The organism is Phycicoccus sp. DTK01, from assembly GCF_017312765.1.
Taxonomy (GTDB): domain Bacteria; phylum Actinomycetota; class Actinomycetes; order Actinomycetales; family Dermatophilaceae; genus Phycicoccus; species Phycicoccus jejuensis.
Window position 1 is genome coordinate 16,274 of sequence record NZ_BOPU01000010.1, and the last position, 26,554, is coordinate 42,827.

Sequence of the window (26,554 nt, forward strand, 5' to 3'; positions counted from 1 at the left end):
ACGTCCCCGACGACCACCTCCGGAAAGAGACACCGCACCCATGGCCAAGCGCATCGACGTCAAGGACCTCGACATCTACTACGGCGACTTCAAGGCCGTCGAGGGCGTGACGATGACCGTGGAGCCCCGCTCCGTCACCGCCTTCATCGGCCCGTCCGGCTGCGGCAAGTCGACCGTGCTGCGCACCCTCAACCGGATGCACGAGGTGATCCCCGGCGGCCGCGTCGACGGCTCGGTCATGCTCGACGACCAGGACCTCTACGCCTCCTCGATGGACCCCGTGGCGGTGCGCCGGACGGTCGGGATGGTGTTCCAGCGACCAAACCCGTTCCCGACGATGTCCATCCGCGACAACGTCGCCGCCGGGCTGAAGCTCAACGGGCTGAAGAACAAGAAGAAGCTCGACGAGGTCGTCGAGACCTCGCTCAAGGGCGCGAACCTCTGGAACGAGGTCAAGGACCGCCTCGACAAGCCCGGCGCCGGCCTCTCGGGCGGGCAGCAGCAGCGGCTGTGCATCGCGCGCGCCATCGCCGTGAACCCGCAGGTGCTCCTCATGGACGAGCCGTGCTCGGCGCTCGACCCGATCTCGACGCTGGCCATCGAGGACCTCATCAACGAGCTGAAGTCCGACTACACGATCGTCATCGTCACGCACAACATGCAGCAGGCGGCGCGCGTCTCGGACCAGACGGCGTTCTTCAACCTCAAGGCCACCGGCGAGCCCGGGCGCCTCGTCGAGGTCGGCGACACCCAGCGCATCTTCTCCAACCCGACCGAGAAGGCGACCGAGGACTACATCAGCGGCCGCTTCGGCTGATCCGCCAGACCCAGCCCCCTCCCACACCACCACCCGCGACCCCCTCCTTTCCGACTTATTGCGAGTTCCGCCGCTCGACACGCCCCCCTGCAGCGTGTCGAGCGGCGGAACTCGCAATAAGTCGGGTGGATCGGGAGTGACCGGGGCGTCGTCCACAGGGGTGCGGACCGCCGGCCGTCGTCCACAGATCAGCGGTGGCCACTGGCGGCGCTCATCGGTCGCGTCCCAGCATCGACCGGGTGCTGCTCACCCGCCTCCAGGCCCTGCCCCAACCCTTCTTCCTCGACGACGCGGCCGACGCCGGGGTGACGCGGCACCAGGTCGCACGCGCCGTCGAGCGCGAGGTCCTGACCCGGGTGCACCGAGGGCTCTTCGCCGTGACGGACACCTGGCACGGCACTGCCCCGTGGGACCAGCACCTCGGACTCGCCGACGCCGCGCACCGGGCGCACCCCGGCTACGTCACGAGCCACGTCAGCGCTGCCGGTCTGCACGGTCTTCCGTTGCCCTCTCGCCGGCTCCCGCTGGCCGTCCTCACCGTCGACGACGACTCGACGACCAGCCACCACGAATGGCTCGACCTGCGGCGCGGCGGGCTCCCCGACGACGAACGCACCAGCCTCGCCGAGGTCGACGTGACGAGCGTCGCCCGCACCGTCGTCGACTGCAGCCGCTCGCTCCACCTGCCCGAGGCCGTGGCCATCGCCGACGCCGCGCTCCGTTCCGGTGCGTGCAGCGCGGCGGAGCTGACCTCCGTCCGACGCGGGCAGCGCCGCTGGCCCGGGGTCACGGGCGCCGACGCCATGTTCGCCTTCGCCGACCCCCGGCGCGAGAGCTGGCTCGAGTCCGCTTCGGCCGTGACCTTCCACGGTTGGGGGATGCCCCTCGGCGTGCCGCAGGTCGACGTGTTCACCCCGGACGGCGAGTGGCTCGGGCGGGTCGACGTCGCCTGGCCGACCCTGGGGGTCGCCGGGGAGGCCGACGGCCGCGGCAAGTTCCTCGGCGCCCCCGAGCTCGGGTTCGGCGACGCACCGGCCGACGTCGCCACCCGGCTGCTCAGATCGCACGACCGGGCCGAGTCGATCCGCTCCCTCGGGCTGCAGATGGTCCGCTGGACCTCCCGCGAGCGCACCGAGTCCCCTCTCGCGGTGGTCACCCGCTGGCACCGCGCGGTCGCCGCCGCGGCGGCGACGGGCCATCGGGCGGTCCTGCGGTGCAGCTGCTGCCGACGCCCGCCCACTGATTGCGAGTTCGACCGCTTTCCGGGCCTCACACCGGCGCGTCGAGCGGCTGAACTCGCAAGAAGTCGGGAGAGGCGGGGTCAGGTGAGGGGGGAGAGGGCGGCGTAGACGAGGGCGGCCGCGAGGCCGGCGCCGGGGAAGGTGAGTAGCCAGCCGATGACGATGGAGCGCGCCACGCCCCACCGCACCGCCTTGGCCGAGCGCGTCGCCCCGGCCCCCGTGATCGCCGCCGTGATGGCGTGCGTCGTCGAGACCGGCGCCCCGGTCATCGTCGCGACCCACAGCACGGACGCCGCCGACGCCTCGGCCGCGAACCCCTGCGGCGGGTCGAGGTGGATGATCCCGCGCCCCAGCGTGCGGATGATCCGCCACCCACCGGCGTACGTCCCGAGCGAGAGCACCACCGCCGACAGCGCGAGCACCCACCACGGCACCGACGCGTCGTCGGCCCCCCGGTGCCCCCCGGCCACGAGCGCGAGCACGACGACACCGGCGGTCTTCGAGGCGTCCTGCATCCCGTGGCCGAACGCCATCGCCGCCGCCGACACCGTCTGCGCGTACCGGAAGCCGCGCACCGCCGGCCCCGGCCGCGCCCCCCGGAAGACCCACAGGATGAGCGTCATCAGCACGAACCCGCCGGCCAGCCCCACGACCGGCGAGACGAGCATCGGCACGACGACCTTGTCGAGGATGCTGTCCCACTTGACGGTCGCCCCGGCCGCGAGCGCCGCCCCGCCGAGGCCGCCGATCAGTGCGTGCGTCGACGACGACGGCAGTCCCCGCCACCAGGTGAGCAGGTTCCAGCCGGTCGCACCGAGCAGCGCGCCGACGCACAGGACGATCCCCGTGGGCCCGGTCGGCACCGAGACGATGTCACCGCCGACGGTCTCGGCCACGCGCACGCCGACGAACCCGCCGGCGAGGTTCATGACCGCCGCCAGCGCCAGGGCGATGCGGGGCGTGAGCGCCCGCGTCGAGACCGAGGTCGCGATGGCGTTCGCCGAGTCGTGGAAGCCGTTCGTGTACGTGAAGCCCATCGCGAGGACGACGACGAGGGCCGCGGGCCACCACTCCACGACCGGTCAGGACTCCCGGACGGCGATCGCCTCGACGGTCATCGCCACGTGCTCGAAGCCGTTCGCGGTGGCCTCGAGCGCGTCGATGATGTCCTTGTGCTTCATGACCGTCAGGGGGTCGGCCTTCTTGGCGTTGAAGAGGTCGGCGAGCATCCGGCGGTACTGCTTGTTCGCCCGGTTCTCGAGCCGGTTGATCTCCACCCAGTAGGCGTCCATCTCCTTGAGCGAGCGCAGCCGGGGCATCGCGTCGGACGTCAGCTCCGCCATCCGCTGGATCACCTCGACCTGCTTGGCCACGCGCGGCATCAGCTCGTCGACGCGGTAGAGGACGATGAGGTCGACCGCGGCCTCCATGAGGTCGACGCACTGGTCGAGGGCGACCGCGAGGGCGTGGATGTCGGAGCGGTCGAACGGCGTGACGAACGAGCCGCCGACCTTGCGGACGATCGCGCGCGTCGCGTCGTCGGCCGCGGCCTCGATCTCGTGCATCTGCTTGAGGATGGCCTCGCGCTCGTCCGCGTCCGCCCCGAGGAGCGCGGTCAGCGCCCCCGCGCCCTCGACGAGCTGTCGGGCCGAGTCGGCGAACAGCGCGAAGAAGGAGGGGTCGGACGGGGTGCGGCGAAAGCCCACGATGAAGGTCTCCCGGGGAACGGCCTGGTGCTCGGGTACAGGCTAGGCCCCCGCACGACACCCCGCGTCAGGACCCCGCATCCTCCGCGGTCGCGTCGTCCCCGTCGGCGTCTGACTCCGCCGGTGCGTCGCCCTCCCCGACCCCGAGGACGGCGTCGATGTGCTCCTGGTCCATGGGGCCGTCGCTGGCCGAGGCCTCGAGCACGAGCGCTCCGACGAGCTCGATCTCCTCCTGGAGCGCGTCGTCGGTCAGCGGGTCGTCCGGTGGCATGTCGTCACCGTAGGGGCAAACACCGCATGACGGCAGGACGCCGACCGGACGAACGGGCGCGGCGTCCAAGACGGCCGCGGGGCGATGAGGGTGGATGCCGGACCGGGAGCGCCTCACGGCGCGTGGCCGCTCGTAGCGGCTGATGTTGGGACCCGGGGCTGCCGCGGCCCGGCACCCACGGAAGACCATAACGCGTGCCCCGGCCGGGGATGTTCCCGATGCGGGGACGGATCCGTCGACGGGACCGCCGGACGGGCCGGAGGGCTCTCAGTCGAGCTCGCCGGTGCGCCAGAGCCGCGCGCTGGCCCGCAGGTCCTCACCGGTCGCGAGCAGCGCGGCGCCGCTGCGCGTGAGGTCGGTGGCCGAGAGGGGGTCGAGGACGTCGTGGTCGTGGGCGAGCTCGGCGCGTCCGGCGGCGATGACCGCGCAGAACGCCGACGCCCGTTCCAGCGCCACGGCGAGGTCGCCCTCGAAGACGCCGGCGAGGATCTGGTCGGCGACGCGCATGAGCTCGGCGGGCTCGGGCGGCTCGGCGATGCCCGCGACGACGTGCGCGACGTCGGTGAACCGGATGCCCGCCGCGTACTCGCGGCTGGCGGCCTCCGGGCTGCGCCGCACCCACTCGCGCAGCGCGTAGAGCCGCCACAGCGCGCCGGGCAGGGAGCGTCCCGGCCGTGAGGACCACAGGTCCGCGACGGTCGAGAGGCCGAGGTCGTCGACGAGCGAGACGAGGCGCGAGGTGACCTGCGGGTCGTGGGCCGCGCGTCCCGCGCCGACGAGGATGGCGGCCGTCTGGTGTGCCATCTCGGTGGTCTCGGCGGGGCCGGGCAGGGTGCCGCCGTGGGCCTCGAGGGCGTCCGGGCCGAAGCGCACCGGCCGGCGCGGCACGGGTCGTCCTCCGTCGCTCGTCATCCGGGCAGTCTCGCACCTCGCACGCCGCCCCGTGGCGGCACGGGGCATCGAGGCGCCCTCACCAGCGCCGATGCGGGTGGCCCCGGCTAGGTTGGGAGGGACCGCCGTGCCCCGCCGGGCACCCCCGCACCCCCGGAGGACGACCATGGCCACCGACGCACCCGCCGACCGGCGGCGCGAGCCCGGGGCCGGCCGCGACCGCACGCCGGACTCGCCCACCGACGTCAGCCCCCGCGGATGGCGCCGGACCGCCAAGGCCGCGTTCGCGGAGTTCCAGCGCGACCAGTGCACCGACCTCGCCGCCGCCCTCACGTACTACTCGGTGCTGGCGATCTTCCCCGCGATCCTCGCGCTCGTCTCGCTGCTCGGCGTGTTCGGGCAGGGCGAGTCGACGACCCAGCAGCTGCTCGACATCGTGCGTCAGCTCGGTCAGGGCGACGCGGCCGACCAGCTGCAGGAGCCCATCCGCTCGATGATCGGCGCGAGCGGCGCCGGGTTCGCGCTGGTCCTCGGCATCGGCACCGCCCTCTTCTCCGCCTCGGGCTACGTCGGCGCGTTCGGCCGGGCACTCAACCGCGTCTACGAGGTGCCCGAGGGGCGTCCGGTGTGGAAGCTGCGGCCGCAGCAGGTCCTCATCACCCTCGGTCTCGTCGTGATGGCGGGCCTCGTGCTCGTCGGGCTCGTCGTCAGCGGCCCGCTCGCCGACGTCGTCGGCAGCCGGATCGGGCTGCAGGCGGCCACCGTCACCGTCTTCTCCGTCGCCAAGTGGCCGGTGATGCTCGGTGTCGTCGTCGTCATGGTCGCGGTGCTCTACTACTGGACGCCCAACGTGCGCCAGCCGCGCTTCCGCTGGGTCTCCGTCGGGGCCGCGGTCGCGATCGGCGTCTGGGTCCTCGCCTCGGTCGGCTTCGGGTTCTACGTGACGACGTTCGGCTCCTACGCGAAGACCTACGGCTCGCTCGCCGGCATCATCGTCTTCCTCCTCTGGCTGTGGATCACCAACCTCGCGCTGCTCTTCGGTGCCGAGGTCGACGCCGAGCTCGAGCGGGTCCGCGAGCTCGAGGCGGGCATCAAGGCGGAGCACACGGTCCAGCTGCCGCTCAAGGACGCCTCGGGCGCGGAGAAGGCCAAGGAGAAGCTCGACGAGCGGGTCCGCGCGGGGCGCCGGCTGCGGCGGGGCATCCCGGAGCCGCGGCCGCACGACGAGCGCGCCGACGGCGTCGAGCTCGAGCCGCTGCCCTCGCAGGGCGCCCGCCGCCGCTGAGCCGGCAGGCGCCCCGCGGGAGGAGCCGCCCTCACCGGGCCGCGAGCGCCTCGGGCAGGGCCTCGGCCCGGGTGTCGAGGCCGGCCGAGAGCCGGTCGAGCTCGCCGAGGCTGCGCTGCGCCGCCCCCGGCGGCACGGGCCGGGGGCACGTCGAGACGAGCGCGTCGACGAGGACCTGGTTGGCCGCCGGGAGGGTCGGTGCGTCGGCGGTGTACTGCCGTCCACCGAAGGCGACACTCGCCTGGCGGGTGCCGTCGGCGGAGGTGAAGACGAGCGTGATGGTGCCGAACGAGGCGCCGTCGTGGCCGTAGAGGGTGCCGGGCTGCCCGGAGGCGTCCGGGCAGGGGTCGGTCGCGCGGTAGACGCCGAGGCCGTAGGCGAGCGGCTCGGTGGTGCGCGGGGTGAGCATCTGCGCCAGCGAGCGCTTCGAGACGAGCCGGCCCGCCATGAGGGAGCGGTAGAAGGACCCGATGTCCGCGGCGCTCGCGACGACCGCGCCCGCCGACGAGAAGACGCTCGAGCTCGTGCCGTCGAGCAGGTAGGGCCGCTCGAGCACGGCGTAGTCGCCGAGGTGCGTCGGCCCGGAGAAGGTCCGTCCGACGGTCGGGAAGCGGGCGTCGCGCATCCCGGCCGGGCGGAAGACGCGCTGCTGGAGGAGCGAGGCGACCGAGCGGTGCGTCGCGCGCTGCAGCATGAGCCCGACGACGACGTAGTTGGTGTTGGAGTACGAGAAGGACGTGCCGGGCTCGAACAGCCAGGGCTGGGAGAGCCCGGCCCGCACGAGCTGCCGGTCGGTGCGGTCCCGGGTGAGGACGTCGACGAGCTCGGTGCCGGTCTGCGCGTCGCCGAGGAGCGGCACGAGGTAGTCGGGCAGGCCGCTGCGGTGCGAGAGCAGCTGCTCGAGGGTGACGTCACCGTGGCCGGGCAGCAGCCCCGGCCAGACGTCGTCGACGGTCGTCTCGAGCGTCCACCGCTGGCGGTCGACCTCCTGCAGCGCGAGGACGGCGACCATCGCCTTGGTGACGCTCGCGACGCGCGCGGTGTCGCCGGGCCGGGCCGGGCGCGCGGCGTCGATGGTGCGGACGCCGGCCGCCCCGTTCCAGGCGCGCCCGGTGGCGCCGCGGCTGTGGGCGACGGCGCCCACGGCCCCGGCGGCGGTCAGCTCCTCGAGGCGGTCGTCGAGGCGCGCGCGGGCGGCGGCCCGGTCGTCGGCCGTCACCGCAGCCACCGGCGAGGCCTCCGTCGCGGCCGGGGCGGGGGCGGCCTGGGCGGCGCCGGTGGCGGTCAGGGCGCCGACCGCGCCGAGGGCGAGGCCGGCGCGGAGGCGGTGGAGTCGTCGGGTGCTGGTCATCGGGTTCCCCTCGGGTCGGGTCGGGTGGCGCGGGCGTGCTGCCCTCCTCCGGTCTACCCGTGGGCCGAGGTCCGCGGCTCCCCCGCAGGGCGGGCTCCGGCCTCCCCCTCACGCCTGAGGCGACGGGTGCACCGGTGCCGGGTGGGGCGGATGGGGTCTCGGTTCGGTCTCATCTCGACAAACCCTCAACACCGCAGGTCAGCCTTGGCGAGCGGACCGCCCCGACGGGCGTATCGTCGTCCCCGTGCGAACGAGTCGACACCGGTGAACCGGCTGCAGCAGGGGTACCGCCTCGGGGGCCGGTACCTGCTGGGCTCACGCATCGCCTCCGGCGGGATGGGCGACGTGTGGCGCGCCGACGACGAGGTCCTCGACCGCACGGTCGCCGTCAAGGTGCTGCGCCCCAGCACCGACAGCGAGCCGGTCTTCGCCCGCCGTTTCCGTGACGAGGCCCTCTACACCGCGGGACTCGCGCACCCGAACATCGCGACCGTCTACGACTACGGCGAGGAGGACCACCTCGCGTACCTCGTGATGGAGCTCGTCGACGGCGAGCCGCTCTCGGTCCTCGTGCGCCGTGAGGGAGCCCAGCCGCCGGAGCGCGTGCGGTCGGTCATGGCCCAGGCCGCGCTCGCCCTCGGCGCCGCGCACGAGGCCGGGGTCGTGCACCGCGATGTCAAGCCGGCCAACATCCTGCTCACCGCCGACGGCACGGTGAAGCTCACGGACTTCGGCATCGCCCGCGCGCTCGACGGCAGCGGGCACACCCAGACCGGCGAGGTCGTCGGCACACCGCACTACCTCTCCCCCGAGCAGGCCCTGGGCGAGGCCGCCACGGGCGCCAGCGACCTCTACGCCCTCGGCATCGTCGCGCACGAGATGCTCACCGGCAGAAGGCCGTTCGACCGCAACACGCCCGTGGCCACCGCCTTGGCGCAGGTCAACGACCCGCCGCCGCCGCTGCCCGAGCACGTGACCGGCGAGCTGCGCGCGCTCGTCGAGCGCTGCCTGGCCAAGCGGGCGGACGAGCGCCCGGCGAGCGCGCGCGAGCTCGGGGAGCAGCTGTCCGACTCGCCAGTGCGGACGCCGGACGAGGTCGCCGCGCACCACGTCGAGGGTCGCGCCCTGTCGGCCGAGCGCCGTTCCGCGGCGGCCGAACCCCAGGACGCACCGGGGCACGCCCACCACGACCCCGCCCCGACCCCCACCACCCCGGTGGCCCCTCTCGCCGCTCCGCGGGTCCGCCGTCGACGTCGGCGGGCGCTGCACCACGAGCGCGGGAGCGTCCCGGCCGGCCCGTCGGTGACGGTCGGCGAGGACGGCGTCCGGCGCGTCCACTGGGCCTGGCTGCCGGCCACGGCCGTGCTCGCGGCGACGCTCGCCGTCGGCCTCGTCCTCGCCCTCACGCGCTGACCGACGCCCGCGGCCGACGGCCCCGTCCGGGGTCGACCAGCCCTCCTGTCGACACCCGTCGACCACCCACCGGACGCAGCGCGCCGACGGCTGCGGGACCCCTCGGGAACATCGGCGGGCCCCCCGCCGTTCACCGAGCAGACGCACCTTCGTCAAACTTCAGACAAAGCTTTGACAAAGGTCCCTGACCTCGACATACTCATGGCTCCGGCCTCACCGCCCCAGCCGACCCAGACCGACCGAGAGGTGCTTGACATGGCAACCGACTACGACGCTCCCCGGGTCCGTGACGGCGAAGAGGAGAAGTCCGACAACATCATCGAGCTCGACGCCGCCCGCTCCCGCGGCACCAGCGTCGACCTCCTCGAGGAGGACACCGAGGCCGTTGACGGCCTCACCCTCCCCGGCGCCGACCTGTCCGACCTCTCCCTCGAGGTGCGGGTCATCCCGCGCCAGGCCGACGAGTTCTCGTGCATCAGCTGCTTCCTCCTCGTGCACCGCTCGCAGGAGTCCAAGCCGGGCACGAGCATCTGCCTCGACTGCGCCTGAGCGTCCGGAACCCGCCGCACCGCACGCCCCCGAAGGCCGCACTCCACCGGAGTGCGGCCTTCACGCGTCCCACCCCGCGCCGATGAGTCCGGCGGCCGGCCCCGGTCCATCCTGACGGGACGGCGACCGTCGTCCCGTGCGACGACGCGGCCCCGCCGTCACGGGGCCCCCGGGAGGGACCATGATCCAGGCACGAGGCCTCGTGCAGACCTTCACGACCCGCGAGGGACGTGCCAAGAAGCAGGTCCGAGCGGTCGACGGCGTCGACCTCGACGTCGCCGAGGGCGAGGTCGTCGGCTTCCTCGGACCGAACGGCGCCGGCAAGACGACGACCCTGCGGATGCTCACGACGCTGCTGCGGCCGAGCGCGGGCACCGCCACCGTCGCCGGCTTCGACGTGGTGCGTGCGCCGGCCGAGGTGCGGCGCCGCATCGGCTACGTCTCGCAGAGCGGCTCGACCGGCAGCTTCGCGCGGGCCGGTGACGAGATCGTCGACCACGGCATGCTCTACGGGATGTCCGGGGCCGACGCCCGTCGACGCGGACGGGAGCTCTTCGAGCAGCTCGACCTCCCCGGGATGTGGACCCGCCAGCCGAGGTCCATGTCGGGCGGCCAACGCCGGCGCCTCGACATCGCGATGGGTCTGGTCCACGACCCGACGCTGGTCTTCCTCGACGAGCCGACGACCGGTCTCGACCCGCAGGCGCGCGCGAACCTCTGGCAGCACATCGCCGGGTTGCGCACGGAACGCGGGGCCACCGTCTTCCTCACGACCCACTACCTCGACGAGGCCGACACGCTGTCGGACCGCATCGTCGTCATCGACCACGGCCGGATCGTCGCCGCGGACACCAGCGACAACCTCAAGGCGCAGGTGGCCGGCGACCTCGTCGACCTCGAGGTCGTCGACCCCGGCCGCGTCGCCGACGTCGCGGCACGGCTGGGAGCGATCGCGACGGGCGTGGAGGTCGAGGGTCGGCACGCCCGTGGCCGGGTACCGCGCGCGGCCGTGGCCGTGCCCCCGCTGCTGCGCGACCTCGCCGTCACCGGGACCGACCTCGCGACGTTCGAGGTGCGCCGCCCGACGCTCGACGACGTCTTCCTCGCCCTCACCGGCCGCTCGCTGCGCGACTCCGGCGCCGCCTCCGAGGATCCCGGCCCGCCCGGCTCCGCCGACAGCCCCGAGCGCGCCGACCGCGCCGACTCGCCGACCACCGACACCAGCCGTCCGACAGGAGTCCGGGCATGACCTTCCTGCGCCAGTCCTTCATCGTCTTCCGTCGCCAGCTGCGGATGAACCTGCGCAACCCGGCGTGGGTGCTCATCGGGCTCATGCAGCCCGTGCTCTACCTCTTCCTCTTCGGGCCGCTGCTGGAGCCGATCGCCCGGCAGTTCGGCTATGCGAACAGCTGGACCTTCTTCGTCCCGGGGATGCTCGTCCAGCTCGGCCTCTTCGGCGCCTTCTTCGCCGGCTTCGGCCTGATCTCGGAGTGGCGCGACGGGGTCGTCGAGGCCGAGCGGGTCACCCCGGCGAGCCGCACGGCGCTGCTCATGGGCCGCCTGTGGCGCGACCTGCTGCAGCTGTTCGTCCAGGCCCTCGTGCTCGTCGGGCTCGGCTACGCGCTCGGGATGGACGCCTCGGCCGGCGGCGCGGCGCTCGGGGTCGTGCTCACCCTGCTCATGGGCGGGGCGTGCGCCGCCGCCTCCAACGCCCTCGCGCTGACGACGAAGAGCGAGGACGTCATGGCGCCGGTCATCAACGTCGTGATGATGCCGGTGCTCCTGCTCTCGGGCATCCTTCTGCCGATGACCCTCGGCAAGCAGTGGCTCCAGGACGTCAGCGACTTCATGCCGGTGCGCTGGATCACCGATGCCGTCCGCACCTCGTTCCTCGGCGAGTTCGGCAACGACCGGATGCTCTGGGGGTCGGCCTGGGCGCTCGGGCTCTTCGCCGCCGCCATGTGGTGGGGCACGTCGACCTTCCGGAAGGAGGACGCCTGACGCCGGCCCGGCGCCTCAGGGGGTGCCGGGCTCCCGGGCGAGGGTCCCGCAGGACGAGGACGGGTCGCCCGACCCCTCGGGCAGGACGGTGTCGAGGTCGATGCCCTGCTTCTGCGCCACGGCCCCGAGCAGCCGGCACATGTCGTCGACCTGGGCGCTCGACGCGGCGTCCCCACCACCGAGGACCCCGGAGACGACGTCACCCGACCGGCTCGCCGCGCCGCAGGACGCGAGCAGCGTGATGATCAGCACGATGTTGACCCAGGTCTGGAGCCGGACGAGCGGAGGGCCGGACGGGCCGCGCGGCGGTGGCTCGAACCCCGGGACGGGCGGTGTCTCGTGCGTGGACATGGTGCTGCTCCCCTCACTCGCGGCCCGGAGCGCCGTGCTCCTCGGAGTCTGCCGGACCCGTCCCACGGGTCGAGGGAGGCGATCTCCGCCGGAGCGGCGCGTCGTCGGTCGGTTGACAGGACGCAGGGATGCTCCGTGCCGTCCTCGTCGGCCTGCGCCGGCACGGCGTGCGCGTCGGTCTCCTGTCCAACATCGGCCTCGACCCACGCGATCGGCTGGACGAGCTCCGTGCGACCGGGGCTACTCGCAGACCGTGCCGTCGGAGTCGCCGTCGCGGTACCAGCCGTACTCGACGTCCCGGCCCTCGACGTAGGGGCCGTACCCGGCGGCCAGGGCTGCGCGGCACGAGCCGAAGCGCGGGTCGGGGGTGCGCCCGGAGGAGACCGGTCGCGGCGTCGCACGATGTGACGGAGCCGGTTCGGGCTCCTCGGGCGCGCCTCCGAGGGCGACGGGTCGCGTCGTGGGCACGGCCTGCCCGGGACAGCCGCCGAGGACGCGCTCGGCGGCGGCCCGCTCGGCGGCGGTCATCCACAGGCGGTAGCGGCTCTTGACCGCGACCTGGCGGGCGACGTACCCGCAGCGTGCGGCCTTCCGTGGCGGCAGCCAGGTCGCGGTGTCGCCATCGCCCTTCGCCGCGTTCGTGGGCCCGTCGACGGCGAGCAGGTTGAGGGGGTCGTTCGCGAACGCCGTGCGGGTGGCCTCGTCCCAGCGCTGAGCGCCCTTCTGCCAGGCGTCGGACAAGGCGACCACGTGGTCGACCTGCACCGCGCCGGAGGTGCGTGCGCCGCGCACGAAGGCGAGGGTGCGTCCGGTGTAGGGGTCGTGCAGGGTCCCCGACAGGACGACGCACCCGCGCGTACCGCGCTTCAACGTGACTGCCGAGAGGTCACGCCGGAGGATGTCGTTGCGGGTGTCGCACCCGTTGCGGTCGACGTCGGCCCACGCCTGCCCGAACCGGTCGCGGTCGTACCCGGACTTCGCCGCACGACCCTTGACGGGGATCGAGCCGAGCGTGGCCAGCGCGGTGCCGAGCTCGGGGGGCGACGGCGCCGGGGCGGGCGTCGCTGCCGGGGACGACGGGCGAGAGGGCGTCCCCGAGGCCGAGGGCCCCGGGAGGGGAGGAACCGTGGTCGCGGGTCCCGATGCTGCAGTGGGGGTGGGGGTGGGAGCGTCGGCCGACGCCCCCGCACATCCGCTGAGCACGAGAGCGAGCAGACCGGCTCCGAGCGTCAGTCGCCGGCGGGCGGACCCGCGCGCCACCCGTCCGAGCCCGGGGAGTCGATGGTCATGACTCCCGGTGTGCCGCACCCGGACAGGATGCCCGCGGCCGACCCTGCCGCCACGGGGACCCGCCGAGGAGGGTCCGAACGGACGACGGACCCGCCGATCGGACGGGTGCGTGCGTGGAGGCCTGTCGTGGACCGCGCCCGATCGCGACGATGCCGGCGAGCGCGGCCGACGTCATCATCACGCCGGCGGCGAGTGGCCACGGCCCGAGCGTGACGGCGAGGACCACCCCGGTGAGCGCGAGGCCCAGACCGGCGACGAGGACGAGGAGAATGGCGAGCACGCCGACGACTTCCGACCCCGGCCCGACGCGTCGGCCGGCCGATGCGCCCGCCGCAGGACGTCGCTCGGGTTCGTGCGACCCCGCAGGGTCTCCCGTCCACGCGATCATGCCGTCGGCTCCTCCCTCATGACCCGACGGTCGACGACCCCCGGTCCGCGATGCCCCGTCGACCCCGGACGCCCGACCGTGTCGTGGCACCCGGGACCGCGACGCCGGGCACGCTCGTGCCCCACGTCGATCCCCCGTGACGGCGCGACTCTAGGCGCCCGGGCCGGACCGTGTCCCGAGAACGGCGCGACGACCGCAGGCTCAGACCTCGAGCTCGGCGGCGGTCGTGACGGTGGCGTACGAGTCGGCGAGCGCGGCGAGGAACGCGGCGTGCACGTCGGCGGCGGCGACCGTGCGCCCACCGAACTCCAGGTCCGGTGCAGCACAGGCGTCGGCGACCACCGTGACGTCGAACCCGAGGTCGGCGGCCGCCCGGACGGTCGCGTCGACGCAGAGGCTCGTCATCATCCCGGCGACGACGAGCGCGTCGACGCCGAGCGACGCGAGCTTCGCCCGCAGGTCGGTGTCGCGGAACGCGTTCGGGAAGGCCTTCTGCACGACCGGCTCGCCGTCCCGCGGCGCGACGAGGTGGTGGATCTCGACGCCCGGCGTCCCCGGCCTGAAGAAGTCGGCCTCCGGGTCGTCCCACACGTGCTGCACGTGGACGACGGGGCGGCCGGCCACGCGGAACCGGTCCAGCACGTCCGCCGCGTGGCCGGCGGCCTCCTCGGGCCCGACGAGGGGGAACGCGCCGCCGGGGAAGTAGTCGTCCTGGATGTCGATGATGAGGAGCGCGGTGGTCATCGGGGTCCTGTCGTCAGGGGCCGCCCCGCGGGCGGCCGGGCCGTCTCCCCATCCCAGCACGAAGGCACCGCGGAGTGGCTGCGCGAGGTCGACCTCGGGCTTTCGGGTGACGGGTCGTCACGGGAGGACGCGACCGGCCGGGGTCCGCGGGCGCAGGGAAGACCCCGGCCGGTCACGCGATGGAGGGGGTCAGTGACCGCAGGCGGAGTGCGGAGCGGGGCGCTGGGCCGCCCGTCCGTGACGCTCGACCGCAGTCATCGCCGCATCCACGGTCCGCGCGCTGCGGGCCGCCGCCGAGCCGGCCGAGTAGACGACCTCACCTCGGATCAGGGTGTGCTGCACCAGCGCGCTCCGGATGTCCCCGACCGGCCCGCGGGTGATGTCCCGGTCGAGCACGACGAGGTCGGCCCGCTTGCCGACCTCGACGGTGCCGGTGCGGTCCGAGTGCAGCTGCCGCGCACCGCCGGCGGTGTGCATCCTCAGGCTGGCGGCGCGAGAGATGCCCAGGCTCCGGTTCAGCGGCGTCGTGTCACCCGTGGGATCCAGCCGGTCGACCGCGGTCGCGATCTGGTTGAAGGGGCGGAACTGGTCGACCGGCCAGTCGGACCCGCCGACGAGCTCGCCGCCCGCCCGGGCGATGGCGGCGGCAGGGTAGATGCGGGCCCACCGCTCCTCCCCGAGATAGGGGCGCAGCGCGTCCAGGGTGAAGACGTTCCGGACGGCCCACTGGAGCTGCATCGAGGCGAGGACGCCCAGCCGGCCGAACCGAGGGACGTCGCGGGGGTGGACGAGCTGGAGGTGCGCGATCGTGTGCCGACGCGCGCGGGCCCGCGCACCGTGCGCGGCCACCGCGGCCTCGTAGGCGTCGAGCGCGACCCGGACCGCCGCGTCACCGATGGCGTGCGAGTGCATCTGCCACCTCGCCGCGTCGAGGGCCACGGCCAGGCGCCGGTAGCGCGCGCTCGTCACGTACAGGTCCCCGCTCTCGGTGGTCGGGTTCCCGTCCGCGTCGAGGTAGGGCTCCAGGAGGGCGGCGGTCTGGGCGGGGAACTCCATCACGCCGTCGACGAACACCTTGATGGTCGACAGGTGCAGCCGCTCCAGGCCTGCGTGCTCCCGCCGCACGGTGCGCAGCCAGTCGACCGTCCCGGCCGGGTCGGTGACCTGCTCCCCCTCGATGAGCAGGGCCGGTGTCACGTCCTGCAGCAGCTTCCCCGAGGACTGCAGGGCCGCGTACGTGGCGAGGCTGCCCGGGCCGGAGACGGCATCCATGAACGCGACGACCCCCTGCGAGAGCAGGAAGCCGGCCATCCGCGCGTAGGCGCCCTGGAGCTCCGCGTCCGACGGCGGCGGGACGATGTCCTGGACCAGCCCCTGCGCGGTGTCCTTGAGGAGACCGGTCGGCTCACCCGAGGCGTCGCGGACGATCTCGCCACCCGCCGGGTCCGGGGTGCTGCGGGTGATCCCCGCCAGCGCCAGGGCCCGGCTGTTGACCAGGCTGTTGTGGAAGTCGCTGCCCTGCAGATGGATCGGGCGCGAGGTGTCGAGGGCGTCGAGGAACGACTTGTGCCCGGCCGTCCCCGGGGGCAGGAGGCCGACGGGGTTCCAGTCGGTGACCTGCAGCCAGGCGTCCGGGCCGCGGTCGGCCGAGGCGTCGAGGAAGGACCGCAGGATGGCCTGGAGCTCGGTGACCGTCACCGTCGCGTTCTGCAGGGACGGGTTGAGCGACTGCCGCGCCGCGCCGAGCGGGTGCATGTGGCCGTCGTGGATGCCCGGCATCACCGTGCCGCCACCGGCGTCGATGACCTCGGTGCCACGGCCGATCCAGGAGCGGGCCCGGGCGTTGCGTCCCACGGCGACGATGCACCCCGAGCCGTCGATCGCGACGGCCTCGAGGGGCCGCTGTTCGCGCCCCGTGGCCGTGAAGACCTTCCCGTTGACGACCACGGTGGCGATGCGCCGCCTCCGGTCGGTCGTCGCGGCGGCCGGGCCGGCCGCCGCCGTCCCTGCCGCTCCGACCGCCAGCGCTCCTGCGCCGGTGATGAGTCCTCGTCGAGTCAGGTCGACCGTCATGACGCCTCCTGCGTGCTCGTGGGCCGGTGGTCACACCGCCCTGCGCGTCCGGTGGCCGGGCGGCCGTGGACGTCCCGGGCGAGACGCTCGATGATGAACGTGTTCACCACAAGGGGGCGCCCATGACCTCTCGCTACCGCTCCCGGCCGACCGTCCGCGAGGTCGCGGCGCTGGCCGGTGTCTCCCCTGCCACCGTCTCGAACGTCATGAACGGCACGGGCCGGATGGCCACACCGACCCGCGCGCGCGTCCTCGACGCCGTCCGCGAGCTGGGCTACAGCCCGTGGACGTCGGCGCGGGCCGGCGAACGGGGCGGCACCGGGGTCGTCGGGTTGACCCTCACGCTCTACGGCGACCACCCGGTCGACTACCTCGAGATCTCCTACTACCGCGAGCTGGTCCTCGGCGCGATGGCGGAGGCCCTGCGCCGCGGCTACCTCCTCCTCGTCCTGCCGAGCTCGCTCACCTCGTGGGCCTGGATGTCGACCCCGCTCGATGGCGTCGTGCACAGCGAGCCCCGCGCCGACGACCCGGTGCGCGAGATCCTGCTGCGGCGCGGCATCCCGATGGTCAGCGCGGGCCACCCCGGGCCGACGGCACGCGACGAGCTGTGGGTCGACAGCGACATCCCCGGCGCTATGATCATGGCGCTGGACCACCTGTGGGAGAACGGATCCCGGCGGCCGGCCCTCCTCCTCCCCCAGCACGACGACGCCTTCCCGACCCAGCTGCTGGCCGGGTGCGAGGCCTGGACCGCACGCACCGGGGTGGCCGTGCGCATCGCCCCGTTCGCGCCCCTGCCCGACTACCGCGGATCGGAGACGGCGGCGGCGGCCGCGCTCCTCGCCGGGGACGATCGGCCGGACGGCGTCGTGGGCGTGTACGAGGACTCCGGCCACCACGTCCTGGACGTCGCCGACCGCACCGGCCTGCAGGTGCCCCACGACCTGCGCGTCGTCTGCATCACCGACAACCCGGCGTACGCGTCCACCAGACCGCCCATCCCGTGCATCGCCTTGCGCGCGAACGAGATCGGCCGCGAGAGCGTGGACCTGCTCATCGACTCGGTCCACGGTCGCCGCCGCCTCGGCCGACATCGGCTGGTGCCCCCGCGGTTGGTCCTCCACGCGCCCGGTACCGCCTCCTGAGCAGCACGGACCTGAGGTCGCCCGGCCTCTCGTCAGCCGGTGGGGCCGTTGGCCCCGAGCCCGTCGAAAGCCTTCGTACGCCCTTCTGTGTCGAGCGTGGTCAGCACGGCATCGCAGATGGCGGTGAGCTGCGCGACCTGACCCGGCCCGAGGCCGTCGAACACGCGGCTGCGCACCTCCCCGACGTGCTCCGGCGCGGCGGCGACCACCGCGTCCCAGCCTGCATCCGTGAGGTGGGCGTTCGTCGCGCGACCGTCGCCAGGACAGGGCAGCCGTTCGACGAGGCCCCGGTCCTCCAGCCGCCGCACGACGTGCGAGAGGCGGGGCAAGGTCGAGTTGGTGCCGTGCGCGAGAGCACTCATCCGCAGCACGCGGTTCGGCGCCTCGGAGAGCCGGGCGAGGAGGTAGTACTCGAAGAAGGTGAGTCCGGCGTCGCGGCGCAGCTGGGAGTCGAGGGCTCCGGGCAGGAGCTCGAGGACCGAGACCACGCGGATCCACGCGGCACGCTCGGCGGTGGAGAGCCAGCGCGGTTCGCGGGGCTCGCGGGAGGACACCGGGGTCGAGGGGTCGTCGGCAGGCACGGGGACAGTCTGCCGCGGCCGTGGTTGTCGGTACAACTATTCGCTGCTACGTTAGTTGTCGGAACAACCAAATCATCCCAGGGAGACACGTCATGACCGCAGTGAGCATCATCGGGGCCGGGTCCATGGGCTCGGCCATCGCCGCCCTCGCCGAGAAGGGCGGTCACACGGTGCAGGTGCTCGGCCGCGCCGACGCCGACCAGGCCGTCACGGGTGACGTCGTCATCCTCGCCGTGCCCTATCCGGCGCTGCACGAGATCGTGGGCGCTCGCGCTGCCGAGCTCGCTGGCAAGGTCGTCGTCGACATCACCAACCCCCTCGACTTCGAGACCTTCGACACGCTCGTCGTGCCGGCCGACTCCTCCGCGGCGTCCGAGCTCGCCGCCGCCCTGCCCGACGCGCACGTGGTCAAGGCGTTCAACACGAACTTCGTCGCCACCCTCACCTCCGGGACGGTCGGCGGTCGGCCGACCGCGGTCCTCGTCGCGGGTGACGACGCGAACGCCAAGGCGACGCTGTCGGAGGTCGTGACCTCCGCCGGCCTGCGTGCCGTCGACGCCGGCAGCCTGCGCCGGGCGCGCGAGCTCGAGGCGCTCGGCTTCCTGCAGCTGACCCTCGCCGTCGGCGAGAAGACCCCCTGGACGGGCGGCTTCGCCCTCGAGGCCTGACGCACGACGCGGACGCACCCCCACCGGCGCCCCGGCCGGAAGGGGTGCGTCCGCTCGTGGACCGACGGTCAGACCAGCGCGGGCTCGGCGGCCTCGATCACCTCGGCCGTCCGGCGTGCCCGTCGCGCCGCCGGGAGGAGGACGACGAGCCCGAGCACGGTGATGCCGGCGCCCGCCCAGATGGGCGAGGTGTACCCCAGCCCGGCGGCGATCGTCATCCCACCGACCCAGGCGCCGAGCGCGTTGCCGACGTTGAAGGCGGCGATGTTCGCGCCCGAGGCGAGAGTCGGGGCCTGGCCGGCGAAGCGCATGATGCGCATCTGCAGCCCGGGCACGGTCGCGAAGCCGAACCCGCCCATGAGGACGAGCAGGACCACCGTCGCGACCGGCGAGGACGCGAGCAGGGCGAAGGCGACCATGACGACCGTGAGGCCCGCGAGGACGACGACGAGGGTGCGGTCGACGTCGCGGTCGGCGGCGCGTCCGCCGGCAAGATTGCCGACGAAGAGCCCCACCCCGAAGAGCACGAGCAGCCACGGCACCCAGCCCGCGGCGAAGCCGGAGACGCCGGTCAGCGTGTAGGCGATGTAGGTGAAGGCGCCGAACATCCCGCCGAAGCCGAGGACGGTCACCGCGAGCGAGAGCCAGACCTGGCCGCTCGCGAACGCCCGGACCTCCGTGCGCAGGCTCGTCGGCTGCCGGTCGTCCGCGCCCGCGGCGGGCACGAGCGCCGCGATGGCGGCGAGGGCGAGCACGCCGATGGCCGTGATCGCCCAGAAGGCGGAGCGCCAGCCGTACGCCTGCCCGAGGAAGGTGCCGAAGGGGACGCCGAGGACGTTGGCGACGGTGAGCCCGGCGAACATCGTGGCGACGGCTCCGGCCCTGCGGTCCGGTGCGACGAGCCCGGCGGCGACGACGGAGCCGATGCCGAAGAATGCTCCGTGGCAGAGGGCCGCGACGACCCGGCCGGTCATCAGCAGCCCGTAGGTCGGCGCCAGCGCGGAGACGAGGTTGCCGACGACGAACAGCACCATGAGGCCGAGCAGGACGCGCTTCGGGCTCATCCGGGCGGTGGCCATCGTGAGGAACACGCCGCCGACGGCGACGGAGAGCGCGTAGCCGGAGATGAGCCATCCGGCGGCGGCCTCGGAGACGGCGAAGTCCGCGGCGACCTCCGGCAGCAGGCCGGCGATGACGAACTCGGTGAGCCCGATGCCGAAGCCGCCGGCGGCGAGGGCGAGGAGTGCGAGGGGCATGACAGGTCCTTCTCGTGATGGGTGCACGCGGCGATATCCCGCGTGTGCAACTAACTCGGACGACGGTAGTTGCACGCGCGGGATATTGCAAAACGCGATAGGATGGCGGGACGCCCGACCACGAGGAGGACCGATGGGCATCAGCGACAGCGCCGTGGAGGTGCGCGCCCAGGGCTGGCGCCGGCTCGTCGCCCTGCACGGGCTCATCGAGTCGACCCTCGAGCGCTCGCTCGCCGAGGAGCACGGGCTCTCGGTCGTCGAGTACACCGTCCTCGACACGCTCTCGCGCCAGGACGGCTGGCACCTGCGGATGACGCAGCTCGGCCGCGCGGCCGCCCTCTCCCCCAGCGCCGCCACCCGGCTCGTCAACCGGCTCGAGGACCGCGGGCTGCTCACCCGCATCCTCTGCGCCGACGACCGCCGCGGCATCTACACCGAGCTCACCCCCACCGGCCGCGAGCTGCTCGAGCGGGCCCGGCCGACCGCGGACGACGCCCTGCACGGAGCGGTCGAGCAGGCCCGTGCGACACCGGAGCTCGCCGACCTCGTCGGGGCCGTCGGTCTCGCCTGAGCGACGGACCGAGCTGGCCGCCGTCGGCCGGGCCGGCCGCTAGGACGGGACGACGGTGGGGAGGTCCTCGAAGACCTCGAACGAGTGGCCGGTGTCGCGGTTGACCCGGCTGAGGATCTGCACCGCCGAGATCTCCCACTCCTGGCTCTCGTACCGTTCGAGCGCCTCGACCAGGTGCTCGAGGACGGGCACCGTGGTCTCGGGGGTCACGCGCGCCACCGTGAGGCGGGGCACGAAGATCCGGCGGTCGACGTAGAAGGCGTGGTCCGCGACGAGCGGGGGCAGCCGGCGCGCGATCTCCGCCAGCGCGTCGAGGTCGCCCTCGAGCTTCATCGCGATGCTCGGGTCGGTCTCGTCCTCGAGCGCCCAGACGCCCGAGAGCCGGACCTTCGCGACGAGGCCGAACCGCGTCACCGGCCAGTAGAGGGCCTCGTGCAGCCGTCGGGCGTCGGGGACGGTGAGGTTGCCGAGGCCGATCATCCTCAGCCGGAACGCTCCCGAGTGCGTGAGCTCGAGCTGCTGCCGGGCACCGGGGACGCGCGCGGCGATGCCGGTCACCGCGTCGCGGATGTGTTCGGGCGGACGCACCGCCACGGACACCTGCATGGCACCTCCTCGCTCGTCGGGTCCACGACATCGTGGCACTGTCGGCCCCCGCGTTCCGGGAGGCTCGGGCCGTCACCGTCCGACGCGATCCGGGCAAAGGGCCCGTGGACGGCCCACCGGTCCGGTCCCTCCGGAGACGACCGGAGGTGACGCTACCCTCGGTCACGCGGGTGCACGGGACATCCGGGCCACCGGATGTCGTCGGTGGGCTCCACGACCACGTCCCCCACCCTCGGGCCTCTAGCTCAACGGTCAGAGCTGCGGACTTTTAATCCGTAGGTTGTGGGTTCGAATCCCACGGGGCCCACCACGTGTCGGTCGTGCTTCGCGTGGTGCCGGCCGTCTCGACGTCGGCCACCCCGCGACGCCGGCGCCACACGTCCGACGGCCCGCACCCGATGTCCGGTCAGCACCGAGCCGCGTTGCCGCTCAGCCCTCCTCGACCCAGACCGCGGTCTCCGGAGCCAGACGCTCCCCCTGAGATGGGTTGCTGCTCAGGAGCACACGACCCGGCAACGGCACCTCTCGCGCGGAGACATTGAGCAGGCACGACCATCCGTCCGAGCGGCGGAAGTGCAGCACCTGGGGGTCGTCGGTCGGGACCCACGCGAACGAGTCGTCGACGGCCAGCTTGCGGCGCAGGTGGAGCGCCGACCGGTACAGCTCGAGGCTGCTCTCCGGCCGGCCCGACTGCGTGTCGGCGGCGACGTCCGCGAACCAGTCGGGCTGCGGGAGCCAGGCGTCACCGGCGCCGAAGCCGAAGGACGGACCGGAAGAGGCCCACGGCAGCGGGACCCGACAGCCGTCGCGCCCCTTGAGCGTGCCGCCGGTCCGCTCGTGCACCGGGTCCTGCAGCCGCTCGCGCGGGAGGTCCGCGACCTCGAGCAGCCCGAGCTCCTCCCCCTGGTAGAGGTAGGCGGACCCCGGGAGCGCGAGCATCGTCAGGGTCGCGGCCCGTGCCCGGCGTGCGGCGACCTCCGGGTCGACGGCCGGGGTGCGGCCGTCGCCCGCGAGCCAGGCGTCGAGGTCGGTCCCGACCGGGAGGGCGAGCCGGCTCGCGTGCCGCGGCACATCGTGGCTGGAGAGCACCCACGTCATGCCGCCGCCGAGACCGGCGTGCTCGGCGAGGGAGCGGGTGATGACGGTGCGGAACTGCTCGGCGTCCCACTCGGACTTCAGGAGCGAGAAGTCGAAGACCTGCCCGAGCTCGTCGGGCCGCGCGTAGAGGAAGGTCCGGCTGCTCGCCGGGTGCCACGTCTCGGCCACCGCCATGCGCGGCGGGTCGTACTCGTCGAAGACGCGCCGCCACGACCGGTAGATCTCGTGCACCTCCTCGCGGTCGTAGAGCGGGTCGGAGCCGTCGAGCGGCAGCCGCGCGTCGAGGTGGGGCTGGCTCCGCAACGGCTCGGACAGGTCCTTCGCCAGGGAGTGCGCCACGTCGATGCGGAAGCCGTCGACGCCGCGGTCGGCCCAGAAGCGCAGCGTGTCGAGGAAGTACTGCCGCACCTCCGGGTGCGCCCAGTTGAGGTCCGGCTGCTCGCGGGCGAAGAGGTGGCAGTACCACTCCCCGTCCGCCGCCCGCTCCCACGCCGGGCCGCCGAAGTGCGAGCGCCAGTCCGCCGGCGGCAGCGAGCCGTCGGGCCCGGCGCCGCGTCGGAAGATGTAGCGATCACGTTCCGGCGCACCGGGACCGGCTTCCAGTGCCGCACGGAACCACGGGTGCTGGTCGGAGGTGTGGTTGGGGACGATGTCGATGATGACGCGGATGTCGTGCGCGTGCGCCTCGGCGACGAGCGCGTCGAGGTCGGCCAGCGTCCCGAGCCGCGGGTCGACGTCGCGGTGGTCGGTGATGTCGTAGCCGCCGTCGGCCAGCGGTGATGGGTAGAACGGGCTGAGCCAGACGGCGTCCACGCCGAGCGCCGCGAGGTAGGGCAGGCGGCTGCGGACACCGGGCAGGTCACCGATGCCGTCCCCGTCGGCGTCGGCGAAGCTGCGCGGGTAGACCTGGTAGACGACGGCGTCGCGCCACCACTCACGCCTCGCCGGGTCGTGCGGTGCTGCGTCCTCGGGCATCCGGGGTCGCCTCCTTCGGGTGGTCGTGTCGACAAGTGTGGACCGGGCAGCCCGTTCCCGACCCAGACGGGACGGGCTGCCCGGAGCGTGCGGAGGGCGTCAGCCCTTGACGGCGCCCGCGAGCATCGCCTGGATGAAGTACCGCTGGAAGGCGAGGAAGACGAGGATCGTCGGCGCCATGATGAGCAGCGCCCCCGCGTTGAGCAGGACGACGTCGGTCGAGTGCGCCCCGACGAAGCCCTGGAGGGCGCCGGCCATCGTCCGCTTGTTCGGGTCGTCGATGAGCACGATCGCCAGCAGGAACTGGTTCCACGTGCTGAGGAACATGAGGACCGCGAGCGAGGCGATCGCCGGGATCGCGAGCGGGAGCTGGATGCGGCGGAACGCCTGCCACGGACCGGCGCCGTCGATCGCCGACGACTCCGACAGCTCGGCCGGCACCGACATGAAGTGCGTCCGCATCCAGAACACCGCGAACGGCATGTTGAGCCCGATGAGCGGGAGGATGAGCCCGAGCCGGGTGTTGAGCAGCCCCAGGCTCTGCATCTCGTAGTACAGCGGCACGACGACGATCTCGTAGGGCAGCGTCAGGCCGAGCAGCAGGAGCAGGAAGAACACCTTGCCGAACGGGATGCGCAGCTGCGCGATGGCGTAGGCCGCCATCGACGCGATGAGCACCGCGACGGGCACGACGCCGACGACGAGGATGATGCTCGACTTCATGAGCGTCGTGATGTTCGCGACGTCCCAGGCGTCGACGAAGTTGTGCCACTGCGGGTTCGTCGGGATCGAGAAGCCGGCCGGCGAGGAGCCCTGGGGCTGCAGCGCGGCGGACAGCATCGAGAGCAGGGGGAAGACCGAGAAGAGGGCTGCTCCCCCGAGCAGGAGGGTCTTGGGCGTGGAGTCCTTGAGCCGGGTCAGCACGGGGCTCACCTCTCCCTGAAGAGTCGCTGGAGCGGGAGGATGACGGCCAGCACGATGATGCTGAGCACGACCGCCACCGCGGACGACTGGCCGATCCGGTTCTCCGTGAACGCCAGCTGGTAGACCTGCACCCCGGGCACCTGGGTCGAGTAGCCCGGGCCTCCCTGGGTCGACATGAAGACGACGTCGAAGCTCGCGAGCGCCGCGATGATCGTGATCGTCACGCACACCCCGATCTCCTGCCGCAGCCCCGGGAGGGTCACGTTGCGGAACTGCTGCACCCGGTTGGCCCCGTCGAGCTGGGCCGCCTCGTAGAGGCTGGCGTCGATCTTGCCGATGCCCGACATGAGCAGCAGCGTGCACAGGCCCGTCGCGAGCCAGGTGCCGATGATGCCGACCGCCGGCAGGGCCCAGGTGAAGTCGCCGAGCCAGGGCCGGGCCAGGGCGTCGAGACCGACCGCGCGCAGCCCCTGGTTGACGGCGCCGTCGGGCGCGTACATCCACGTCCACGCGATGGCCGCCGCCGCGCCGGGGATGATCTGCGGCAGGAAGAGCAGCGTGCGCGCCAGGCCGCCGGCGACCGCGGAACGGATCTCCCGGACGATCGACGCCACGACGAGCGCGAGGAGCACGGGGACGAAGGAGAAGAAGATGATGAGGATGAAGGCGTGGACGATCGAGGAGAGCAGCTGCGGCTCGGTGAAGACCCGCACGTAGTTGTCCAGCCCGACCGGCGTCGAGAGGTTGATGCCGTCCCAGTCGTAGAACGAGTACTGGACCGCGGTGAGGATCGGGTACAGCTCGAAGACGACGAACATGACGAGCGCGGGGAGCGCGAACCACCAGCCGGCCCAGCGGGCGCGGCGCCGGGAGGACCCGGCACCGCCCGCCCGCCGGGGGCGACGCTGCGGCCGCCCGTCGGTCACCAGCTCCGCCTCGGCGACGGCCGCACCGCTGAGGCCGTCGACCGCGCTCATCGCTGGAGCTCTTCGTCGTACTTCGCCTGCACGTTCGTCACGAACTGCTGCGGCGTCTCGCGACCGGCGTAGAGCAGCTGGCTCTCGGGGTTCCACGCACGGTTGTTGATCCCTGCGGTCGCGTTCTGGACGAAGGGCACCTGTCCGCCCGCCTCCGACACGGCGCTGAAGGCCGTCGTAACGTCGGCCAGCACCGAGCCGTCCTTGACGGTCGGTGCCTGCTGGTCGCTCGTGCCGGTGGGCATGAACCCGGCGTCGACGGCGATCTGGCGGGCCTCGTCGCTGGAGAGGAAGTTCAGGAAGGCGGCGGCCGCGTCCTTGTGCTGCGACTTGGCCGGGATGCCGAACGCGGTCGCCGCGTCCGACATCGCCGCGGGGCCGACGCCGTCCTTGGCGGAGGGGAACGGGAAGAAGCCGACCTGGTTCGGCATGGTCTTGTCGAGGTTCGCGGCGTCCCAGTTGCCCCACGGGAAGAACAGGCCCTTGTTGCTCGCGAAGAGCGCGTCCGCCGCCGTGGCGTCGAGGGCGTTGACCGACTCGGGGAAGTAGCCGGCCTTCTGCCACTGCGCGACGGTCGTCGCCGCCTCGACACCGGCCGGGTCGTCGATCGTCGCGTCGGGGGCGTTGAACACCCACTGCGACACCTTCTCCGGGCCCATGAGCGTGTTGAGGAGCAGCTGGAAGGGGAACACCCCGCCGCCCTCCTTGTTGTGCACGACCATCGGGGTCAGACCCTGCGCCTTGGCCTTGTCCATGTACCCCGTCAGCTCGGCGAGGGTCGTCGGCGGCGTCGACATCCCGACCTTCGTCGCGAGGGACTTGTTGTAGTAGAGGCCCGTCATCGTGAACCCGGAGGCCTTGGCGTAGAGCGACCCGGAGCCGGCGACGCCGTTCTCGGCCCGGAACTGCGCGAGCTGGGAGGCCGGCAGCGCGTCCCAGCCGTAGGCCTCGGCGTACTTGTCGAGGTTGGTCAGCAGGTTGTTCTTCGTCCCCGCCGTGACGGAGATGACCCGGACGAGGTCCGGCGGGGTGGCGGACGCGAGCTGGCGCGGCTGGTTCTGGGTGGTGACGTTGTCGGGGTCGTACGTCGGGGTGATCGTCACGTTGGGGTACTTCTTCGTGAACGCGGCGATGAGCGCGTCGTCGAGCGGCTTGAGGCCCTGGCCGTCGTAGAGCTCGAGGGTGACGGGGTCGGTGCCGATGCTCGTGCTGACGGCCGAGGGCACCGCCTGGCTCGACGAGACACCGGCGGAGCCGCCGGGCGCCGAGCAGGCGGCGAGGGCGCCGACGCCGAGGGCGCCGACGGCGGCCACGAGGGCGCGGCGGGTGGTGGTGCTGCGGTGGTGCTGGGCTGCCGAGGGCATGTGACTTCTCCTGCG

Annotated in this window: 26 protein-coding genes and 1 tRNA gene; 11 read left to right on the top strand and 16 right to left on the bottom strand. The window is 73.2% G+C overall.

The window, feature by feature from the left end; genetic code table 11:
- Positions 1-40 precede the first annotated feature (40 nt).
- Both pstB and J3473_RS16735 read left to right on the top strand, forming a co-directional pair.
- Positions 41-817 carry a phosphate ABC transporter ATP-binding protein PstB gene (gene pstB, locus J3473_RS16730; RefSeq protein WP_030528466.1) on the top strand — a complete coding sequence of 259 codons (777 nt, stop codon included), beginning with the start codon at positions 41-43 and terminating at the stop codon, positions 815-817.
- A 239-nt stretch (positions 818-1,056) separates the two neighbouring features.
- The gene (locus J3473_RS16735) at positions 1,057-2,166 is read left to right on the top strand and encodes a type IV toxin-antitoxin system AbiEi family antitoxin domain-containing protein (RefSeq protein WP_207025021.1); all 1,110 of its coding nucleotides are present in this window, start codon (positions 1,057-1,059) and stop codon (positions 2,164-2,166) included.
- Here J3473_RS16735 and J3473_RS16740 read toward each other — a convergent pair.
- The 4 genes from J3473_RS16740 to J3473_RS16755 form a co-directional block, all read right to left on the bottom strand.
- Entirely contained in the window at positions 2,139-3,134 is a 996-nt protein-coding gene (locus J3473_RS16740) for an inorganic phosphate transporter (RefSeq protein ID WP_306790193.1), read from the bottom strand. The two genes, J3473_RS16735 and J3473_RS16740, sit on opposite strands and share 28 nt — an antisense overlap.
- A 6-nt stretch (positions 3,135-3,140) precedes the next feature.
- Positions 3,141-3,764, bottom strand: coding sequence for a DUF47 domain-containing protein (locus J3473_RS16745; RefSeq protein ID WP_207025022.1), 624 nt, complete (start codon positions 3,762-3,764; stop codon positions 3,141-3,143).
- A gap of 67 nt (positions 3,765-3,831) precedes the next feature.
- Complete coding sequence (locus J3473_RS16750; RefSeq protein ID WP_207025023.1) at positions 3,832-4,035, bottom strand: hypothetical protein; 204 nt, start codon at positions 4,033-4,035, stop codon at positions 3,832-3,834.
- Positions 4,036-4,302: 267 nt separating this feature from the next.
- Entirely contained in the window at positions 4,303-4,947 is a 645-nt protein-coding gene (locus J3473_RS16755) for a hypothetical protein (protein WP_030528461.1), read from the bottom strand.
- A gap of 145 nt (positions 4,948-5,092) precedes the next feature.
- On the opposite strand from J3473_RS16755, the gene J3473_RS16760 reads away from it, so the two are divergent.
- Positions 5,093-6,211, top strand: coding sequence for a YihY/virulence factor BrkB family protein (locus J3473_RS16760; RefSeq protein WP_207025024.1), 1,119 nt, complete (start codon positions 5,093-5,095; stop codon positions 6,209-6,211).
- A gap of 31 nt (positions 6,212-6,242) precedes the next feature.
- Here the strand turns inward: J3473_RS16760 and J3473_RS16765 are convergent, their stop codons facing one another.
- Positions 6,243-7,562: a serine hydrolase gene (locus J3473_RS16765; RefSeq protein ID WP_207025025.1), complete on the bottom strand. Its 1,320-nt coding sequence runs from the start codon at positions 7,560-7,562 to the stop codon at positions 6,243-6,245.
- A gap of 264 nt (positions 7,563-7,826) precedes the next feature.
- On the opposite strand from J3473_RS16765, the gene J3473_RS16770 reads away from it, so the two are divergent.
- From J3473_RS16770 to J3473_RS16785, 4 genes are all read left to right on the top strand, one after another.
- Positions 7,827-8,975, top strand: coding sequence for a serine/threonine-protein kinase (locus tag J3473_RS16770; protein WP_242525932.1), 1,149 nt, complete (start codon positions 7,827-7,829; stop codon positions 8,973-8,975).
- Between the two features lie 255 nt (positions 8,976-9,230).
- Entirely contained in the window at positions 9,231-9,524 is a 294-nt protein-coding gene (locus J3473_RS16775) for a DUF4193 domain-containing protein (RefSeq protein ID WP_030528457.1), read from the top strand.
- 181 nt (positions 9,525-9,705) lie between these two features.
- Entirely contained in the window at positions 9,706-10,773 is a 1,068-nt protein-coding gene (locus J3473_RS16780; RefSeq protein WP_207025026.1) for an ATP-binding cassette domain-containing protein, read from the top strand.
- Positions 10,770-11,525, top strand: a complete 756-nt coding sequence (locus J3473_RS16785) for an ABC transporter permease (RefSeq protein ID WP_207025027.1) — start codon at positions 10,770-10,772, stop codon at positions 11,523-11,525. Before J3473_RS16780 ends, J3473_RS16785 begins: the two co-directional genes overlap by 4 nt.
- Before the next feature lie 15 nt (positions 11,526-11,540).
- Here the strand turns inward: J3473_RS16785 and J3473_RS16790 are convergent, their stop codons facing one another.
- The 4 genes from J3473_RS16790 to J3473_RS16805 form a co-directional block, all read right to left on the bottom strand.
- The gene (locus J3473_RS16790) at positions 11,541-11,876 is read right to left on the bottom strand and encodes a hypothetical protein (protein ID WP_207025028.1); all 336 of its coding nucleotides are present in this window, start codon (positions 11,874-11,876) and stop codon (positions 11,541-11,543) included.
- A gap of 240 nt (positions 11,877-12,116) precedes the next feature.
- Positions 12,117-13,184 carry a DUF1524 domain-containing protein gene (locus J3473_RS16795; protein WP_207025029.1) on the bottom strand — a complete coding sequence of 356 codons (1,068 nt, stop codon included), beginning with the start codon at positions 13,182-13,184 and terminating at the stop codon, positions 12,117-12,119.
- Positions 13,185-13,755: 571 nt separating this feature from the next.
- Positions 13,756-14,298, bottom strand: coding sequence for a cysteine hydrolase family protein (locus J3473_RS16800; protein ID WP_207025030.1), 543 nt, complete (start codon positions 14,296-14,298; stop codon positions 13,756-13,758).
- A 189-nt stretch (positions 14,299-14,487) separates the two neighbouring features.
- Entirely contained in the window at positions 14,488-16,371 is a 1,884-nt protein-coding gene (locus J3473_RS16805; RefSeq protein ID WP_207025031.1) for an amidohydrolase, read from the bottom strand.
- 122 nt (positions 16,372-16,493) lie between these two features.
- Between J3473_RS16805 and J3473_RS16810 the strand changes: the two genes are divergently transcribed.
- On the top strand, positions 16,494-17,519 hold the full coding sequence (locus J3473_RS16810) for a LacI family DNA-binding transcriptional regulator (RefSeq protein ID WP_207025032.1): 1,026 nt from the start codon (positions 16,494-16,496) through the stop codon (positions 17,517-17,519).
- Between the two features lie 32 nt (positions 17,520-17,551).
- On the opposite strand, the gene J3473_RS16815 is transcribed toward J3473_RS16810, so the two are convergent.
- Complete coding sequence (locus J3473_RS16815; RefSeq protein ID WP_242525933.1) at positions 17,552-18,100, bottom strand: MarR family winged helix-turn-helix transcriptional regulator; 549 nt, start codon at positions 18,098-18,100, stop codon at positions 17,552-17,554.
- A gap of 92 nt (positions 18,101-18,192) precedes the next feature.
- Here J3473_RS16815 and J3473_RS16820 point away from each other — a divergent pair, with 92 nt between their 5' ends.
- Complete coding sequence (locus J3473_RS16820) at positions 18,193-18,768, top strand: NADPH-dependent F420 reductase (protein ID WP_207025033.1); 576 nt, start codon at positions 18,193-18,195, stop codon at positions 18,766-18,768.
- Positions 18,769-18,836: 68 nt separating this feature from the next.
- Here the strand turns inward: J3473_RS16820 and J3473_RS16825 are convergent, their stop codons facing one another.
- A complete protein-coding gene (locus tag J3473_RS16825) occupies positions 18,837-20,024 on the bottom strand; it encodes an MFS transporter (protein ID WP_207025034.1) in 1,188 nt (395 codons plus the stop codon).
- Positions 20,025-20,157: 133 nt separating this feature from the next.
- On the opposite strand from J3473_RS16825, the gene J3473_RS16830 reads away from it, so the two are divergent.
- Entirely contained in the window at positions 20,158-20,595 is a 438-nt protein-coding gene (locus J3473_RS16830; RefSeq protein WP_207025035.1) for a MarR family winged helix-turn-helix transcriptional regulator, read from the top strand.
- Between the two features lie 39 nt (positions 20,596-20,634).
- Here the strand turns inward: J3473_RS16830 and J3473_RS16835 are convergent, their stop codons facing one another.
- The gene (locus J3473_RS16835) at positions 20,635-21,201 is read right to left on the bottom strand and encodes a 2'-5' RNA ligase family protein (RefSeq protein WP_207025036.1); all 567 of its coding nucleotides are present in this window, start codon (positions 21,199-21,201) and stop codon (positions 20,635-20,637) included.
- 234 nt (positions 21,202-21,435) lie between these two features.
- On the opposite strand from J3473_RS16835, the gene J3473_RS16840 reads away from it, so the two are divergent.
- A tRNA-Lys gene (locus J3473_RS16840) sits at positions 21,436-21,511 on the top strand.
- Positions 21,512-21,630: 119 nt separating this feature from the next.
- Here the strand turns inward: J3473_RS16840 and J3473_RS16845 are convergent.
- From J3473_RS16845 to J3473_RS16860, 4 genes are all read right to left on the bottom strand, one after another.
- Positions 21,631-23,274, bottom strand: a complete 1,644-nt coding sequence (locus tag J3473_RS16845; RefSeq protein ID WP_207025037.1) for a glycoside hydrolase family 13 protein — start codon at positions 23,272-23,274, stop codon at positions 21,631-21,633.
- A 99-nt stretch (positions 23,275-23,373) separates the two neighbouring features.
- Positions 23,374-24,198: a carbohydrate ABC transporter permease gene (locus tag J3473_RS16850; RefSeq protein ID WP_242525934.1), complete on the bottom strand. Its 825-nt coding sequence runs from the start codon at positions 24,196-24,198 to the stop codon at positions 23,374-23,376.
- Positions 24,199-24,203: 5 nt separating this feature from the next.
- On the bottom strand, positions 24,204-25,175 hold the full coding sequence (locus J3473_RS16855) for a carbohydrate ABC transporter permease (protein WP_207025038.1): 972 nt from the start codon (positions 25,173-25,175) through the stop codon (positions 24,204-24,206).
- On the bottom strand, positions 25,172-26,539 hold the full coding sequence (locus J3473_RS16860) for an extracellular solute-binding protein (RefSeq protein ID WP_207025039.1): 1,368 nt from the start codon (positions 26,537-26,539) through the stop codon (positions 25,172-25,174). The genes J3473_RS16855 and J3473_RS16860 overlap by 4 nt, the downstream gene beginning before the upstream one ends.
- Positions 26,540-26,554 lie beyond the last annotated feature (15 nt).